This window comes from Pseudomonas sp. SWI7 (assembly GCF_006351945.1).
Classification (GTDB): domain Bacteria; phylum Pseudomonadota; class Gammaproteobacteria; order Pseudomonadales; family Pseudomonadaceae; genus Aquipseudomonas; species Aquipseudomonas fulva.
Map to the genome: position 1 here is coordinate 1,584,381 of NZ_CP040930.1, position 17,488 is coordinate 1,601,868.

Consider the following 17,488-nt stretch of genomic DNA (forward strand, 5'->3'; position numbering starts at 1 on the left):
CCTAATAATATCCGTAGTAGATTCTGCAATTGGCGCTGAACTGGCCAAACCAAGTTGAGTGCTGGTATTGCCAGGACAGCGTATTGCCCGAGATTGTCACGCCCGGTTTCTTGCCCTTCCATTGCTGGGTATCAACCAGCGGTACGACGATATAGAACCGCCGCTTACCCGCTGGAATACCGGGCAGGGTTATCGCCCCGCTCGTTGCATTGGTGACAATATCCCCTTGGTGCTGACTGATCGACATCGTCATGTTGACGAGCAGTCGACCGTCAGAGCCGTATATCTCCAGTCCACTGGGCATGATTCAATCCCACTCGCCCATGCGGATACGACGGACACCGTTGATGACCATGTCGATACCCCTCCTGTTGTAAACGGTGTAGGCCGTTGCGGCCTTGTTGAGCAGGATCAACGTGCCCGAGGCGAAGTCCATTCGCATGATCGGTGTTCCATCGTTGGCCAGTTCAGACGAGTTGATCGAGCTACCGACAATTGCCCGCTGCACGGTGAGCTTTGAAATCAGGGCGTCGTTCATGACGACCTGACCGTTTTCCGCCGTGAAGATGTTGACGAGCCCCTCCCCTACGGGGTTGAGCACCGAGAACCGGTTTGCCAGCACGACAAAGCTGGATTGGAACGTCCCGCCTTGGTTCTCAAGGCCCAGACCGAAGCCGGCGGCGTAGTAGCTTCCTCCCGAGGTAAGCCCCAGCTTGACCGACCAGGTAGCGTTGACCTTCCCATCCAGGTTGGCCTGCGCCGTGCTGATTTGCTGTACGGCGGCATTGGTGCTGCCTAAGCTGCTCTGGACGCCATCGACTCGCTTGCCCATGGCCACATCAGCGCCGGCCCGGGTTGAGGCCTCGTTCTGAATTGCGGCATTGGCATCTCCGACAGAGACATACAAACCATCGGTGCGTTTGGCCTCGGATTCAATCTTTGCTCCCTGCTGTGTCACCTTTGTGTCCAGGGCATCTACTGCTATGGCCTGGGCAGCGATCTGGCGGTTTGATGGTCCAGGAACAAATGCACTTGGCTCGGCTGATGCTCCAACCTGGGCCTCTAGCATGAACCCATCGAACCAGGTAGTTCCTACTGCCGCAGTGTTCTGGGTGAACAGCACCAGACAGCAAGTTGACACCAAGTTGGTTGGCGCCGTGATCACCACGCTTTGCCTCGCCAGCGTGGTTGTAACGGCAATGGTCCCTACCACAGCCTCGGTCACTGAACCTGAGCTGTTGACGAAGCGCAAACGCACACCTACAACATGGGCCGCGCTACCTTTGGCCCACACTGAGAACGTGTAGGTCGCGCCGGGCTTAAGTCGCAGGTTGTAGTCTGCGATGGCCGACGCCAGATACATGAAACCGGTAGCAGCACTTCCCGATACGATCGCTTTCAGCAGATATCCTGAGTAGGCCGCTGAGTCCGCTTCAGTCGTCACCTGCATGGCTGCCAGTTTGTAGATGCTCGGCGCGGCTGAGCCGAAGGTGGTGAACTCGGCAGGGATCAAATTGCTTCCTGCTCCGCCAATAGCGTCAATCTGGCTTCCAATCCGTGTGATGCTAGAGCTAGCTGCGGTGAGTCCCCCCTCAGCAGCTGATACCCGACCTGTCAGTGTTTGCAGCGCGCTGGTGCTCGCTTTTGTATTCAGTCCGCTGCTAGGGCTGTTGACTGACCCCTCAAGCAGCGTTGTGCGACTTGTGACAGATGTCAGGTCTTTGCCTTGCTGACTCACAGCGGAATTTAGCGACTCAATCGCTGATGCTGAGGCGCTAGATTGATCGGCTGTGTTACCAGGGGTGAAAGTGCTTGGCGCAGTACCTTCGCCCAACACCTGCTCAACCATTATCTGATCGAACCATACCGAACGACCGGCAAAGCCTGATCGGTTCATCTGGACTACCAGCAGCATTTTGTCGCCTGTGAAGCCGCCTCCTGTTAGATCTGCCACGTAGGAATAACGGCTCCACGAAGTGGTCAGTGGCTGCTGGGTTGCCGCCGGGCTGTTGACAACGCTGCCATCCGGGTTGATCCCTCGCAAATACAACGCAACTACATGCCCATCGGCGCTAGCGCGGGCGCGATAAGAGATGATGTATTTCTGGGGCTTCATACCCATGTTGCCGATGTTCCACTTCGGCGACAGGAAAGCAGACAGTCCGGTGGAGTCAGTTGCCCACGCGAACTTCAATGTACCGCCGCTGAATGAAGCCGAATCGTTCTCAACGCTTGCTACGAAGCTGCTGCCGTCCAACACTGGCAATGTCTTCTGAAAGGTCGAATACTCGGCTGGCAGAAGGTTTACGCCACTACCACCGATAGAGTTCTTCAGCTGTGTAAGCTGCGCGCTAGCTGAGGTCAGTCCCTCCTCGTTCTTTACAACTCTCCCCGAGAGCGCTGTGGTTGCTTCAGCGAGAACAGCTGCCTGATCAAAGCTATTGCCCATGCTGAAGTTGGATGGTTCGGTCTGGTCGTTTACAACGGCCTCGAGCATGAAGCGATCATAGTAGGTGACCCGGTTGGCAACCCCTGAGCGGTTGCTCTGGACCGCGAGCTGCATTTGCGCACCCGTGTAGGCCGGGTCCGTCAGGTCAATGACGCCCACATACCTGACCCACGCCGTGGTCAGCGCGAAAGTGGGCGCGTTCGAGGTCTTGAATGACGAGCCATCGGCAAGGAGCACGCGCGCGTAGATCCCAACAATGTGCCCAGCCACTTCGGAACGAGCGTAAAACGACACCAGGTACTTTCCAGGCTTGAAGCCCATGTTGCATGAGGCAGCATTAAAGCCAGTGCTCAATCCAAAGGTGTGCGAATCAGGATTGCTGTTGTTCGCCCTCAACGCATACCCTTTAAAAGCGGCAGCGTCAGGTACGGTGCTCATCGCAACACCGCCATTTGAGTACATGTTCGCTGGCAAGTCTTTGGTGAAGGCGCAGTACTCGGCTGGAACCAAGTTGACCCCGCTGGCCCCCAGGCCGCTGAGGCTGGCATTGACCTTAGTCAGCGATTGGCTATTAGCAGTGATGCTCTTACCATGCTGATCCACAGTGTTTGCAAGCACCTGCAGCGCAGCAGCATCAGCTTTGCCTCCAACCTTCGAATCAAGAGACCTGACCGTATTCTCCAGCTGAGTTACCTGCTGGCTTGTGCTTGTCTGCCCTTGTTCAGTCTTTTCCACCCTGGCCGACAATGCGGTAGTTGCTGCAGCATTTGTGGCCGCCTGTTCGAAGCTGTCTCCCAAATTGAAGATGGACGGCTCAGCCTGATCATTGACCACCGCTTCGAACATGAACTGATCGAAGTAGGTGGTACGGTTAGGAACCCCTGACCGGTTGGTTTGGATAGCCAATTGCATCTGCGTGCCATCGTAATCTGCAGCGGTCAGGTCGATGAGCGCAGAGTACCGGGCCCAGGCTGTGGTCAACGTGAATAATGGAGCGCTGGATGTCTTGAAACTGACACCGTCGGCGAGCAAGACGCGGGCATAACAACCAACTACATGGTCTGCAGTCTGAGCACGAGCCCTGAAAGACACCAAATACTTGCCGCGTTTGAACCCCATGTTGCACGCAGCGGCCGTGAACGCGGTAGCGAGCCCGAACGTATGCGAATTCTCGTTGCTGTTGTCAGCCTTCAGTGCGTAGCCTTTGAAGCATGATGCGTCGGTTACAGTACTGAGAGCGACCCCGCCGTTTGAATAGATACCTGCAGGCAGATCCTTGGTAAAAACCGAGAAGTCAGCCGGCACCAAGTTGACGCCACTAGCCCCAAGCCTGCCAAGGTTGGTATCAATCCTCGTAAGCGCCTGCCCCTGCGCCGTTAAGCTTTGACCCTGGGTCTTCACCTCGTTGCTCAGGGCCTGGACCGTTGAGGCGTCGGCCTTCTTGCTCACGTTGTCAGTCAGCGAGATAAGCGCCTGGCTTTGTGAGCTGATGAGCTGATCTTGGGCCTTGTCCTTGTCTTCGGTCGCCGTCACGCGGCTGGTGACCTGCTGCAGCGCCTGCGAGCTGGCCTTGCCGTCGATGCTGGTCTGCATGCCGTCCATGCGGGTGGCTTGCGATGTGAGCTTGCCCTCGGCATCGCTGACACGGGTGCTCAAGTTACTCACAACGCTCGCGTCGGCCTTCAACGCTACCTGGCTGAGCGCCGACTGGGCAGCTGCTGCTGCATCGGTGGCCACCTTGTCCGTTACCGCTACCCAAGCAGAACCGCTCCAGCGTTTCGGGGTGTTGGCATTGCCGGTGGTGTCGATCCACAGGTTCTGCGCCAAACGATCAGCGACAGCAGGCGCTGCCGATTGAACAATGACCTTGCCCTTCCCGCCCGCGAGCGTGGCCGCATCCTGAGCAGCCTGCTGGGCAGCCGAGACGTTCCCATTGGTGGTGGTCAGGCTCGATTGCAGCCCACTGATCTGCGATGCCTGCGCAGTCACCTTGCCGTCCAGCGTCGACACATCGGTTTCGACCTTCGAAACCCGCGCGGCCATGCCGCTGGCAGTCACCGCCGCCTGGCCAACATCAGTCCAGTAGGTGGCGTTCGGCGGTGGCGTGTTCAACGGTACCGCTTTCAGGGCCTGGTATAGCTTGCCATCACTGCCCAGGGCGCTTTGGCCGACGCTGTAGGCCTTGTCCTTGCGATACGGCAGGGAGCCGGCCAGGGCCGAGATATTGGCGATCTGCTGCTGCAGCTCGGTCTTGGAGGCGGAAACGTCCGCGCTCACAGCCGTGATTTGCTGCTCGAGGTTGCCCTTTACGGTGTTGAGGGCGTTGTTCACCTCGCCGACCTGCTTGGCCAACTCGGTCTTCGCCGCCCCTACCCGCTCGTTCACCGAGCCAGGTCCGTTCTTGTCGATCAGATCAATGCGGCCAGTGAGCTCCTTGCCCAGCTCGCTCTCGGTGATCTGGTCCTTGATCTGCTCGAGGATCGGGCCAGCATCGGCACTGGCGATGCCGGTAACCACGGTCGGCGCCACCGGGAAGAACGGCCCAACATTACCGGACCGGTCCACCAGGCGTGCCCAGAAGAAGAAGCGCTGGCCCGCGCGCAGGCCCTGCATGACATGCTCACTCTGCGGATAGGCCAAGTCAGCAAGCTTGGTTGCCGCGCCGAGGTCGGTGCCTTCGCTGTACCACAGTTCGGTACGCTCGGTGTCTTCGGCGCCGGCAGGCAGTCCCCACTTGATCCCGATACCGAACAGCAAGCTCTCGGTGGTCAGGAACGTAACGGCCGGCGGCAACCCTTCCTTGCCGTTCAGCTGGGTCAGATCCGAGCTTTTCCAGATCGAGGTGATATCGAATGCACTGACCGAACGGACGCGGGCCAGGTATGCGCCAGCGTAGATGCCGACCACGTCCACAGACGCGGCACCAGTGCGCTGCAAGCGGACCCAGTTGCCATTGTCCTTGCGCCACTCGACATCGTAGGCAACGGCGCCCGCCACTGCCGGCCAGGCAATGGTCATGGTGCTGACCGCGATGCCCTGGTCGATCATGTGGCCGGACGACAGCGATACGCTGGCCGGAGGCGCCACGGTGGTCACCGGGATGACGCTGATCGGACGCTCATCCAGCTTCGCACCGGTGTCGATCGCAGCGAACTTGCTCGGGTTGAACTCGAGCGCAGTGATTTCGTAGTTGCCCTCCTGGGTGCGGGTGGTCTTGAGCACCCGGAACAGCTGTACGGCCAGGTCGTCGTAGTCAATCGCCCACTGCAATTCTGGTTCGGGTTGCAGGCTGTACTCGGTGGTGACGGTCACAGCCCGTCCCGCGACGGAGTGCACGGTCCGCGCCTGGGCGGTACCGTTGGGCAGATTCACGATCAGCCGGTCGCCGGCCTTGATCGGGGTGTTACGGTCCAGCGTCACGACGCGGCCAGCAGCCGAGGAAATGCGACCGCCGTTTGGACGGCCTGCTACCAACTCGTCCGCCACGGGAATGACGAACCCAGGCAGCGGGATACGGCCCTCCATGCCGGTCTTGAACGTAACGGTGCGATCCTGGCTATTGCTCAGCAGCGCCCATTTACCGCGGCGCTGAGCCTCGGATGCCCGGGTGCAGCCGATCGCGGAAAGCTCGATTGGGCGGTCCCGGTACCGGCGCTGCAGTGCGTTATCTGTCACCGGAATAACGTCGGTGTCGTAGTTGTTGGCCGGATTGTCGTAGCTGACCAGGGAGCGGCTGTAGTGCGTGCTGCGCTCGGCCCCGCCATAAACGAACTCACCATCGATCACGTTCGACCTGGTGAAGACGTAGTCGATGTCCTGCGCGCGCGGCATGTCCGCCTGCATGAACAGCGAACCGTGGGCCCAATACACCATGCCCCGATAGATCGCCGATAGGTCGCGCAGCAGCGTCCATGCCTCGGCACGGCCCTGCAGGTTCATGTCGCAGAGGAAGCGCGGCTCCTGACCGCCCACACCGTCCGGCACAAGCTGGTCGCAGTACTGGGCGATGCGGTACATCTCCCACTTGTCGACCATCCACGGCTTGATGCGCTTGCCCAGGCCGAAGCGGTCTTCCACGCACAGGCCATAGGTCACGAAAGCAGGGTTGTTGGTCCAGGCCAGCTTGAACGTACCGTCCCAAACACCGCTGTAGGTGCGGGTGATCGGATCGTAAGTGCTCGGTACCGGCCAGCGCTTGGCCTTGCACTTCACCGTCACCGCCGGGATGTTCTGGAACTGCTGGGCATCGAACTCGATGTACAGCAAGGCCGTATTCGGGTACCGGATCTTCTGGTCGATGATCTCGGTGTAGCCCGCCACGGTCATGGTATCGGCCACGGTACCGCTGTTCGCGTTCGGCGTGAGTCGGCGCACACGCAGCATCCACCCGGAAGTTGCCTTGGGCAGATTCACGCGCACCGAGCGCTGGTAGCCGTTAGTGGACTTGCCATCAACGGCGCCAAGATGAGCCTCGACATAAGCGCCACCGTCTGTAGCGATATCGATCGCGTACTCGATGCGATAGCCCCTGGTGTCCCCATTGCTCTCCTGCTTGGCCAGGCGCGGCCAGGACATGCGCACGCGAACAGCCGAGAGCTGGGTGTTGCTCAGGGCGCGAGTGAACGGGTTGTCACTGCGCAGCTCAACGTTGACGGAGGTTTCGTTCTCCACCGACGGGATGCCCTGGATGTAACTCTGCTCAACGGAGCCCGGGCGCCACTCCCACTTCACACCTGGGAAGTTCACATTGCCGCTGGCATCAGCGATCGGGGTGTTGTCGAGGTAGATGTCCCGGTCGGTGGGTACCCCATCGAATTCGCCTTCGCCCACTGCCAGCAGAATCTTGGCGATGTTCGTCGAGCGCAAGCTGTCCGGCGACTCCACTGCCTGCTTTGGCTGGCTCTCGCCGCCTTTGGCGCCGACAATTTCCAGGTGATCTACTGGGCCCATGCTTTCCTCCGGGCGAAAAAAAACCGCCAACTGGCGGTCTGTGCATTCTTTTGGCGCTATGCCTTGTCCTGCGCCTCGATCGAGGCAGAGATGATTGCCCCACCCCAGCGTCGTTCGCCGATGCAGATCGGGACGGGGTTGCCGCTGGCCGTGGTGTTCTTGGCGCTGCCGAAGGCGTACGACGGTAGGTTTTCTGGCGCGGCGCTTTGGGATAGGCCCTTGGCCTGGGGGCTGAGCATTTGAATTACGCCGCCAGCGACTAGTCCTATGCCTGCCCCGATCAGCGGGGCGCCAAATGGCGTTGCACTTAAAAACGCGCCAGCCACGATCATGACGATTCCTACAATCGTCTGCAGCACCCCTCCGCGCTTGCTGCCGCCGACCACCGGCACTATACGAATCTCCTGGGTACCTGACCGTTCGAACTCTGCAGGCCCAATATTTTTCCCATTACGAAAGATCGCGAAGCGCATGCCCAGGGAATCAAGCCTCCTAATCTCCCTCTCGAACCCTGGGAGGGTTGCCCGAAGCGCTGAAAACACCTCCTTTACAGTACCGGTGTCAATCACGCGCCGATGTACCCGACCGAACCGTCGAACAAGCGGACCGGACAGCTTTATCGTCATCAAACCAGTGTTGAGTGCAGTTGCCATCGAATTTCTCCAGGCATTAAAAACCGCCCGAAGGCGGTTTGTCAGTTGTATTGGAGGTAGGGACCTATGTAGACACCACTCATGTCTCCGCTGATCCGGTAGATAGTCTCCTTGCCCGACTCAACGCTGCCGGTGATGGAGCGGATGGCCATACCTGCGCAGAGGCCTGATCCAGCCAGTCCTATTCCCAAGTTCGGCTGTCCCGCCGGCAAGTAGAAAGTGGCTTTTTGAGAGGGCCCAACCTTCGCCGACTTTTTCCCATCGATGTATACAACGATGTCGCAACCGGAGCCGAGCATGCCTGAATCTCGTACAACGGTGAGCGCACCATCGCTCGATGCGGATCTCACCTGGTAAGCATAGATCTCATCCCTAGGCACTGGCTGAGCTTGCTGTACTGAAATGACCGATGTTGTACATCCCGCCAGAAAAGCCAGCCCCAGTGCTCCGATTAAAATCCGCATGTAAACCCTCCTTGATGATCGAGGGAATCTACCACAGCGCAGCCTGGGCCTGTGCAGATGCAAAAAGCCCAGCGCGGGGCTGGGCTCTCATCATGCTCTGTAAGAGCTAGCAATTATTCCAATGGTCGCTTGTGGTAGCTATAGCGCTCCGCAGGGGATGTCCTCGATGGATCCGGCGTCCGTTGCCCCTGTTCTTTCCGAAAGGGAGGTTTGTCGAAATAGTCGTCACGGTCCTCTGGGCGAGATTGGTTTGAAGGCTTATCAGAACGCTCTGGCGACGTTCCCTGGCCGCCTGTGTCGCTGATCGGCCTTTCACTGTCTACGCCATATCTGTCTCTGGACATACGCACCTCTCAATGCTCAGAAGCTCTGAGCTTCTCCGAGTGTGCGCTCATCTGCGCCAGAGAAGTTTTATTCCGGATCATCGGACACGATTCCCTTTAATTAGCGCTGACCACTTATACAGCGTGTACACAATGCCAGTATCGCGTCTCTCCATGCCGTAGTAGCGTTGTGCCTCCCAACGACCCGCCCCGGTTCGCTGCAGGAAAGCCCATGGACTGGGGCAAATTAGTAAGGATACTCCATGACCGAGCAACGAGTTATCGATGCAATCAACTCCCACGGCGACGATATCAAGACTATCAGTTGCATCATCGCGGGCCTGCTTCAACAGCTTCGCGAATCACAGGGCGCTGAAGGTATTGAATCAGCACGCCAATTCGCATTGGCAGTTGCCCAGCAAATGGGCCAAGGTGGAGCTACTGCGCCAGACGTTGACCGCATCAACTTGGTTTTCAATCAGCACAAGTAATTGGGACAGGGCTGGGCTTCGGCTCGGCCTTTTTACCTTCAAGGCCTGCACCCTTTCCGGCAGGCACATAAGAAGCTACGGTTTTCGCTTCCATTATCTACTCCTACGGCTATGCCGCTTCATTTGGCGTCCCGATGACGCAACACAAGGCGCGCCCGGTCGAGCCATGGGCCGCCGAACACGATGATTTCCGATGGCCGCCCTAGCAGGTGGTGCAGCATGAATGGGCCCGGCCCGAAGACCTGGCCCACCTCGCCTGGCAGTTGGGCATTAGCGCCCAGGTAGATGCCCGCATGGTTTGGATGGGCAGTGCGCCCCACGGCCATGACGACCAAGTCACCGCGTTGTGGCTGGCTCACCTGGTAGAAGCCAGCAGCCTCATAGGCCTGCTCGTACAGACTGGGGCCGTCAGCATTCTCCCACCAGCCCTCTTCCCGGGCGTAGGCGGGAAACTCCAGCCCCCATTCACGCTCGTACCAATCGGCGCAGGTCTGCCAGCAGTCCCATGCGCCGTGCACAAACGGGCGCCCCAGCAGCGGCGTTCTTCCGGTGGGCGTGATCGTGCGCAGGTCACCCTCCGGCCACGACAAGATGTACCAGGGCAGGCCAGTGGCCTCGCACATTGCCAGGTCGCGCGGCGACGGCCTGCTGGTCGCGTCGGGGTGTGAGTGAACGATTCCAATCACGTCGCCCATGTCCTCCGCCTCAGCGTACTGCTCTGGTGCAATCCGGAACTCCTCAGTCGGATCGTTAGATGCGTTGGTGCATGGGTGATAGACCTGCCTGTGGCCAACCTGCAACAGCAGCCCGCAACACTCGCGCGGGTATTCAGCCGCTGCGTGCGCCTGCAAGGCGGCGAGTATGTGTTTGCGCATGGTCAGCTCCGGGCGATCAGCGAGACGGCAGGAAAGCCGCCGAAGGGAAGTTCGTTGCCCTGGCCATGCCGGACGGTGCAACCAGTGTCCAGACAGCCGTTGCATTGATCCTTGGCTGGGTCCGAGGTCAGGTTCCCATCCATGTCGTAGTAGGGTCCGGTATAGCCACAGTTTGGCCCACGGTACCCTGCCGTCATCGCCCAATGGCATAGCTGCGTCATCTGACGCCCAATCGTTTCGCCACCCACATCGCCTGGGCTTGCAAGCTCCCAGGCCACAGTGGTGCCGCTCTCGGACACCTTCTGATCGATATACCAGACTTCGATCGCCTCCTCTGCCGGATCTGCGGAGGGGTTGCCGCCAGAGAAATTCGCAGCGTCCAGGTACTCGGCGAAGGTGTGCCGCATGGTCAGCTTGAATTCGAGCAGATTGTCGAAGGCCAAGCACAGCGCCGTGATCCGGCCACTGACGTTGCCCACGCTGAACGTCGGCCGCACCGCAGTGCCGTCGGAGTTCGCCTCGATGCCTTCAATCTGCACTGGCCAGGCGCTGTACTCGTTGCCCTGCCACCATATGGACTTGGCCTGCAGTTGGTCGGCATTGGCGCCGGTTGCTCGCAGTTCCTCGGGGGCATGAGGAATCGCATGGCCATGGAAGCGAAGGGTGTCGGCGCCGAAGTCCGAACCGTCGAGTTCGAACAGCAGCACCTCGTTGCCAGGCTCCAGGGTCTGGATGTCCTTGATCAGTGACATGCTGGTTCCTTATGGGTGAAAAGCCCGCTCGAGGGTGGCGGTCACTTTGAAACGACCACCACCCACTGGGGTAGGCTTGGGGTCTTTGCAGGTGAATAGCCCCAAATCTCCGAGTGGCGTAGTCCAGAGAAAAGCCTTAGCGCCGCCGTGCCTGTCGAAGAACTCCATGATCTTGCGTACTTGGGCCTTGGTACCGGTGACAGTGATGGGGTAGCTGTCTTCCTTGTTGTTAGGACCGTCACCAACCACCTGCCGGTACCCGCCACCAAACCGGGATTCGCGGGTGCGGTAGCTGATCTCCGGCGTTTCCCCACGCTGGGTTGGCCAGCTGAATTTCTCGATGGCCATCAGCGCCTCCCGCTGGTGTTTCGATGGCTGACGCCACCTGGGCGCCATGAGTCGGCCACCGCCCTCTCGGCAGCCATCTGCATTTGCTTTTGCATGTTCTGCTGAAGCAGCGTTTGATCGAGCTGCATGCCCTCGCTGCTTCTGTCCTCCATGACCAGACTCACAGGGGCGGATACGCTGATAGACGCGCCTGACTGAGACCGTCCAGAGACCTGCCGAGGGACCGGCATGGGTGATACCAGGCCACCGTCTGCGTAGCCGCGGCTATTGAGGGCTGATAGGTAATCGAGCATTCCGGGCTGGCTGACTACCTCGCGGCGAAGCACAAACTCACCAGCGTGGACGATGCCGGCAGGGTCATACTTGCCGCCCGCACCGGTGTAGCCGCCGTCCGAGAATCCGTAAGCAGACGAGTAACCAGCTTGAGAGGCTCCGAGATTTGAGGAAACCGCGCCCGCCGAGCCGGCTTCCATGCCATTACCACCGCCACCTCCAAAGTAGGCGGATGCCGCAGTGGCACCCCAGCTCACCAGACTGCCAAGCAGCCCAGAGGCAGCGCGCTGCGTCTCAATCCTGACCATGTCAGCAAGGATCGACTTGGTGAAGTCTGCAAACGAGAACTTGCCTGTCATGGCGAAGTTGACGACTGCATCCTCCATCGAGCTGAATGCATTGGTAAACAAGGATCGCGTCTGCCCGGCTACATCCCGGGCCTGCTCCAGATAATTCTGGAAGGCAGACGATGCACCCTTGCGCCAGTCGCCCTGCGCGGCCGTCATCTGGTCGTAGTTGGCGATGGTGGTTTCCTGCAGGTCCTTCTCGGTTTTGTTCAGGGCCGCCAGCTTCTGGTTGTACTCATCAAGGCTCATGCCACGAGAGCCATCGCCGTACTGGTTGGCCAAGTCCAGACGCTGCTGGTTAATGCGATCAGTGATACCGTACTGCTGGTCCTGAAGCCCTCGCCGGCGACCACCAAGGCCAAGGTTATCGGCTGAGCGCTGCCCTTGAAGCCTCAGCGCTGTTACCTGCTGGCTGAGCGCGTCCGTATAGGTCTGCACTGCCCTGGCCTGCTTAGCCAGCCGCCCTTGCTCGTTGGTCGCCAGCACCGAAAGCTCGGTATCGGCGTCCTTCTGGGCCTTGACCATCGCGGCACGCGCATCCGCTATCTTCTGGTCGAGCTGGATGCGCTGCTGCGCGCTGGTGCTGCTGCGTCCTTTCGCCTGCTCAAGCGCAGCAATCTCTTCCTCGTAAGCATGCGTTACATCGGACTTCTGCTGCTCGATGATCGCGGCGCGCTGCGACGCGTAGGACTCCTGAGAGATCAGACCGGCCTTCAGTGCGGCGTCCAGTTCCTTCTGGTGGTTCTTGTACTCGGCCTGGATGGCGGCAAGAGCGTTTTTCTGAGTGTTGAAGCCCGTGAGATCGACCGGTGTGGTGCGGCCAGCCGCGTCCTTGTACTGCTTGGCGATGTCCGCCTTTACCTTGGCGATGTTTTCAGGTTTCAGTCGCTCATCTTCAGGGTTGACCTTGCGGATCGCCTCCAGGGATTTGGTGTATTCCTTGAGTGCGTCCGCGCGCTTCTCGGCGTTGCTCCGAGCGGACTTTTCCAGAGCGTCAATCTTGCCCATCGCGACAATGGCTGCCTGTTGACGTTGGGCATCGAGCTCCTGAGCCCTCGCGATGGCTTGCTGCGTGTCTCGCTGCTGGATGAGCGCTTTGAGCTCAAGGTTGGCATCGGTCAGCTTCTTCTGCGCTGCGGTGTCGTCAGGATCACCATTCACCGCACTCTGGGCCGCTGCTAGGCGCTGCTGCGTCTCGACGATGCGGCTTGCGATGTCCTGACCCCGACCGATGTTGTTGACCGCGTCCACGGTGGCAGCAACCTCGCCCCGCAGGGCTTTCCAGCCCCGTTCCCAGATCGACAGGTTCTCGGTGACCTCTTTGCTGCGGTTCTTGATGGTATCGACGTAGGTATCGGTGAGCAGCTTGGCGGCCCCAATCGTGTCACCCTGTTCCTTCAAAGCAACGATCTGCGAATAGGTCGAAGCGGTCAGGAAGTTGTACTGCTCGTTAAGGTCCTTGGCAGCAGCAACCGGGTCCTTGCCGATCTTAACGAACTCGGCCACGGTCTCCTTGACCGCCTTGCCGGTGGCCGAGCGCCACTCCAGAGCGGCCTCTGTGATCTCTACGAAGCTGTCAGAAGCGACCTTCCCGCTACCAGCCAGTTGGGTGAGCACCTCTGCCGCGGCGCCGGTGGTGCCAACAGTGGCCGCAACCTCGCGCGCCATCCCGGATAGGCGGTCCGACGTAGTTCCGGCGGCATTGCCGGTCGTGATCAGCGCCTTCTGGAATTCGACGGCCTCCTCGCTGCCCTTGTAATAGGCGTATCCAAGCACGCCCACAGCTGCAGACGCGACCGTGAACGGGTTCACCAAGCCAAGCACATAGCCGCCGAGGGCCTTGATGGCCGGCCCGACGCCACCAAACATGTCCTTCAACTGCCCGCCCTGCTGGAGCAAGACGGTGAGCGGCGCCTGACCGCCTTGCAGGGAGACGACGATGTCAGTGAATTGCGCGGGGACCCCGCGAAGCGCGGCGGCGGTTGCCTTGGCCGACATGCCGGTCTTGTTCAGCGCTGTATCTGCGCCTCCCAGGGCCGTGCGGGCTTGATCGATCTTTGACTGGTACTCGCCGAAGGTTTCAGCATCCAGCGCACCGCTCGCACGGAAGCTCTTCAGCCTCTGCTCCATCTGGTCCAGACGGCCCAGTGCAGCGATGGTCGGGTCGATCTTGCCCAGTAGCTCTTCCAGTGCCTGGCCTTCTTCCCGATGCGCGCCGGCTGTCCTCCTCGCCGCCTCAGCCTGGCGCTCTTCGGTTGCGATGAGGGCTTGGGCCCGGCTGTTGATGGCCGCCTGACGGCTGGCGCTATCTGAGAGCACGGCGTTCGCCTGGCCGGTGACCTCCGCGCTCTGTTCAGTGGCCCGATTGAGCGTCTGAACATACTGGCTCGCCTCCAAAGAGGCTTTGGCCACGGCCAGAATCCTGGCCTGTTGCTCGTCAGCGGACTCGGCGGCGCGACGGCCTGCTTGGGCACCGGCATCCGTGGCGGTAGTCAGCGCCTGCTGAACTTGCCCGGCCTGCGCAGCCTCAGCCCGGAACGAGCCCATGTTCGCTGCAGCGCTGCTAAATGCCGTGGATGCGCTGGTAACTGCGCGGCCCACAGTGGCCATCTGCTGCGCGAGCTCGGCCTGCTTGGCGTTAAGCGACTGCAGCTCCTGCACGATCTGCCGGGTGTCGCCCTGCAAGCTGCCCAGGGCCGTTTCCCAGGCGCGACCAGTTCGCCCAGCCGACTCCTCGCTACGCTTGCCAGCGTCCGTCAGCTGGTCGAGGTTATCCTTGGCCTCAACAGCATCACCGGAATCGATCTGAAGACCGAGGGAGGCAATGGTGGTCATGATCTACTCCATGGATTCGGCCATGACGGCCAGGGCCTCGACTTCCATCACGCGGAGGTCGGGAAAAATGTCGGGAAGGTCGCGGCGCTTGATGCCCAGCATTGAGGCTGCTGTCGGAATTACCGTGTAATCCAGTCCAGACGGGCCGCCTGTGCCGACTCGCCATTGCGTGCCCATTGCGTCGAACAGCCGGAAGGCAGGCCAGGCATCTGGCCACACCTCCACTTCATCCTCCGCAATGTCAGCCAAGGTCAGGCCGAGAGCGGCCAACTGCTCAGCAGAAGGACCCTGCTCGTAGCACGCGCGGGCGGCCGCCCTCAGTTTCCCAAGCGGGCCGGGCTGTAGGCAGCCTGGAAGGCGTCGATGACGGCCTTTGGCGCTCCCGTGCAGGTACGTACCAACTCGAGGATCGCCTTCGGGCTGAACTTGTCCTCCAAGTCCCACCCGGTGACGATTTCGCCCAGTTGCTCAGCCTGCAGAGCAATCTCGCCGGTTGTCACCTCTTCCCAGGTGACGTTGTCGGCCTTGGCCTTCTCTGCCCAGGCGTCGCGCGCCTTGTTCCAGCGATCAAACATGCCAGCCAGCGTCACGCGGTCCATGTAGCGGAACTCGAACTCCACCGGCACCGACTCTCCACCGATTCGAGGCACCTGCACCTCGGCAGTAAAGGTCGGGTTCTGCGCGATTTTGATCTTCGCCATGAGGTTTCCTTAGGCAGCAGCCAGGTAGCGAACCGGACGGCCCGAGAGCGCGATGCTGATGGTTCGCGTCATCAGGTTGTTGCGTTCCATGGTCGGGGTGGTGGTGATGCTCACGTAGCCCGGGTAGAGGATCTGGTCGCCGTTGGGCAACTTGAGGCGGACGACCGTCAGCTCTTTGCTGTCGCCGTACGCTTCGACCAGGCCCACGTAGGCAGCCGCAGGCTGATCTTCGACAGTGATCGACAAGGTGATGGGGTTGCGGTTGGTAGGGAACTGTCGATCGTCATCGTCCTCCAGGTACCCGACAGTGAGGTACTGCTGCTCGCCGCCGGAAGAGGTGAAGGCGGTCACCTTCGAGATCTGAGCCCAATTGGTCACAGGGATCACAGACCCGACACCTGCACCGGCGGTGTACTTGTCGGCGTTGGTGGTGTTCAGGCCAGCCATCGAGAACTTGTCAGCGGCAACACTGGCAGCGCGTACCGCGCGGTCGTTGATAAGCGACCAGCCAGAACTGACGACCAGGACGTCGCCGTTCTTGATATTGTGCCCCGCGGCGGTGGCCACTGGAGGTGCAGCGTTGGTCAGAGCAGTGAAGGCAACGGCAGCGGCGAGTACGCTGGCGATTTCCAGCACAGAGCCGTTCGGCAGCGGGAAGCGTGCGGCCATGGTGTTTTCCTCTTGAGTAGAAACAAAAATGTCCGCACGCAGCGGACAGTGGTGGCGGGTTCTAGTTGTTCCAACTGAACTTAAGGTCTGCAATGAACCGCCGCTTGAATGCGGCCTCAATGCGTTCTATCTGGCTCTTCGGATGCGCACTGGCCGGCTGAATCAAGGCGTCGTTCATAAACAGCTGGCCATCCCGGAGCACGAAAGGAGGCGACAGCTGAGCAGGCTGAGAAATGGCTGGATGCTGGCTCATGGGCTCTGTTCCTGGAAGGTTGGCTGGTCCGCGACTCCGCGGTAGGTGAAGCTGGTCGGGACCGTATAGGTCGCCGACTCGGTAATGGTTGGGCCCTGCTCCAGTGGCTCGGTGAGCAGGCCTTCGAAGCCGCTGCGGCTTAGCTCTGTATCAACCCGGAACAGGCTGCTCAGCTCGTCGACCAGTGATTCGGCAACGCCCAGGGGCTGGCCTGCCGGGCAAACGATGCTGATCTGGTAGACGCCGGTGTATTCGTAGGCGTCGCCGCCCAGGTAGCGGCAGGTGGTGCTGGCCGGCAGCAAGTAGGCTCGAAGATAGGTCTCACCGGACTCGGCCTCGAACCCCTCCTCGGAGTTGGCCACCCGGATCGGGCGCGCGGCGGCCCAGGCCATCAGCTTGACCTCGATGGCCTGACGGGCTCGTGCATGGCTCATACGCTGTTGTTCCTGGTAGCTTCGTCGACGATGCGCTGGAAGTTGGCCAGGGTGACCCGGACCATGCCGGCCGGGGCTTGGGTTGAATGCCCGTATTCCAGCGGAATCGCATATGGCAGGTTGTTCACGATATAGGCCGTCTGGGCGATGGTCAGCGCCTGCACCTGACTCACCAGCGCAGCAATCGTCTCGCTGCCGGATGGGTCGATACGGTCAAGCTCCTCAGTAGCGGGCGAGTCGATGGAGAACTGCCAGTTACCCCGGAAGCGGCCACCGACGTAGCCCTGACCCGCTACCAGACCATTCACGTAGAAGTTCTGGTCCCGCTCGGTCTTGGTCAGCGGCTTGGCGTAGCGCACGCCCCGCCTGAGATTGCCCGACCTGGTGAAGTTGCTCGGATTCTGGTTGATGGCCTCGTTGCGCGCTGCGACCTTGGCGTCATAGCGGTCAGCCTCGGCAGTGCGGGCTTCTCGGTGCGCCAGGTTGACCGCCCAGATCTCCGGGTTACCCACCGGAGACATGCGGATTACACTGCTGCCAATCTCGATCACGATCTCGCGGAAGGTGGCGTCCAATGCTTGCTGCGCCTGCTCGGCAAAAGCGCGGATGCTCTCGGCGAACCCTCCCTCAAGCCCGCCATAGCGCTGGGTCATGTGTGATCCGCGTGGCAT

At 60.4% G+C, this 17,488-nt stretch carries 15 protein-coding genes; 1 reads left to right on the top strand and 14 read right to left on the bottom strand.

All coding sequences use genetic code 11. From position 1 onward, the window contains the following. Position 1: 1 nt before the first annotated feature. Genes FH041_RS06965 through FH041_RS06980 form a run of 4 tightly spaced genes read right to left on the bottom strand, consistent with a single transcriptional unit; the run spans position 2 to position 8,516 of the window. Positions 2–304 (bottom strand): hypothetical protein, encoded by a 303-nt coding sequence (locus FH041_RS06965; RefSeq protein WP_140174302.1) that lies wholly within the window; start codon positions 302–304, stop codon positions 2–4. Between the two features lie 3 nt (positions 305–307). Then, entirely contained in the window at positions 308–7,399 is a 7,092-nt protein-coding gene (locus tag FH041_RS23195) for a phage tail protein (protein WP_140174303.1), read from the bottom strand. Between the two features lie 56 nt (positions 7,400–7,455). Beyond that, the gene (locus FH041_RS06975) at positions 7,456–8,052 is read right to left on the bottom strand and encodes a tail assembly protein (protein ID WP_140174304.1); all 597 of its coding nucleotides are present in this window, start codon (positions 8,050–8,052) and stop codon (positions 7,456–7,458) included. Positions 8,053–8,093: 41 nt separating this feature from the next. Further along, on the bottom strand, positions 8,094–8,516 hold the full coding sequence (locus FH041_RS06980) for a hypothetical protein (RefSeq protein WP_140174305.1): 423 nt from the start codon (positions 8,514–8,516) through the stop codon (positions 8,094–8,096). Between the two features lie 586 nt (positions 8,517–9,102). On the opposite strand from FH041_RS06980, the gene FH041_RS06985 reads away from it, so the two are divergent. After that, complete coding sequence (locus FH041_RS06985) at positions 9,103–9,330, top strand: hypothetical protein (RefSeq protein ID WP_140174306.1); 228 nt, start codon at positions 9,103–9,105, stop codon at positions 9,328–9,330. Between the two features lie 119 nt (positions 9,331–9,449). Here FH041_RS06985 and FH041_RS06990 read toward each other — a convergent pair whose 3' ends face one another. The 10 genes from FH041_RS06990 to FH041_RS07035 all read right to left on the bottom strand — a co-directional run bounded on the left by FH041_RS06990 (position 9,450) and on the right by FH041_RS07035 (position 17,488). Next, positions 9,450–10,205, bottom strand: coding sequence for a C40 family peptidase (locus tag FH041_RS06990; protein WP_140174307.1), 756 nt, complete (start codon positions 10,203–10,205; stop codon positions 9,450–9,452). A gap of 2 nt (positions 10,206–10,207) precedes the next feature. Further along, the gene (locus FH041_RS06995) at positions 10,208–10,957 is read right to left on the bottom strand and encodes a phage minor tail protein L (protein WP_140174308.1); all 750 of its coding nucleotides are present in this window, start codon (positions 10,955–10,957) and stop codon (positions 10,208–10,210) included. Between the two features lie 9 nt (positions 10,958–10,966). Beyond that, on the bottom strand, positions 10,967–11,305 hold the full coding sequence (locus FH041_RS07000) for a phage tail protein (RefSeq protein ID WP_140174309.1): 339 nt from the start codon (positions 11,303–11,305) through the stop codon (positions 10,967–10,969). Next, on the bottom strand, positions 11,305–14,760 hold the full coding sequence (locus FH041_RS07005) for a phage tail tape measure protein (protein ID WP_140174310.1): 3,456 nt from the start codon (positions 14,758–14,760) through the stop codon (positions 11,305–11,307). Before FH041_RS07005 ends, FH041_RS07000 begins: the two co-directional genes overlap by 1 nt. 3 nt (positions 14,761–14,763) lie before the next feature. Continuing rightward, on the bottom strand, positions 14,764–15,030 hold the full coding sequence (locus tag FH041_RS07010; RefSeq protein ID WP_257225415.1) for a DUF1799 domain-containing protein: 267 nt from the start codon (positions 15,028–15,030) through the stop codon (positions 14,764–14,766). A gap of 47 nt (positions 15,031–15,077) precedes the next feature. Next, a complete protein-coding gene (locus FH041_RS07015) occupies positions 15,078–15,461 on the bottom strand; it encodes a phage tail assembly chaperone (protein ID WP_140174311.1) in 384 nt (127 codons plus the stop codon). 9 nt (positions 15,462–15,470) lie between these two features. After that, entirely contained in the window at positions 15,471–16,130 is a 660-nt protein-coding gene (locus FH041_RS07020) for a phage tail protein (RefSeq protein ID WP_059183913.1), read from the bottom strand. A gap of 61 nt (positions 16,131–16,191) precedes the next feature. Then, positions 16,192–16,383, bottom strand: a complete 192-nt coding sequence (locus FH041_RS07025) for a hypothetical protein (protein ID WP_140174312.1) — start codon at positions 16,381–16,383, stop codon at positions 16,192–16,194. After that, the gene (locus tag FH041_RS07030; protein ID WP_140174313.1) at positions 16,380–16,817 is read right to left on the bottom strand and encodes a phage tail terminator-like protein; all 438 of its coding nucleotides are present in this window, start codon (positions 16,815–16,817) and stop codon (positions 16,380–16,382) included. The genes FH041_RS07025 and FH041_RS07030 overlap by 4 nt, the downstream gene beginning before the upstream one ends. Next, positions 16,814–17,488 carry a hypothetical protein gene (locus FH041_RS07035; protein ID WP_140174314.1) on the bottom strand — a complete coding sequence of 225 codons (675 nt, stop codon included), beginning with the start codon at positions 17,486–17,488 and terminating at the stop codon, positions 16,814–16,816. Before FH041_RS07035 ends, FH041_RS07030 begins: the two co-directional genes overlap by 4 nt.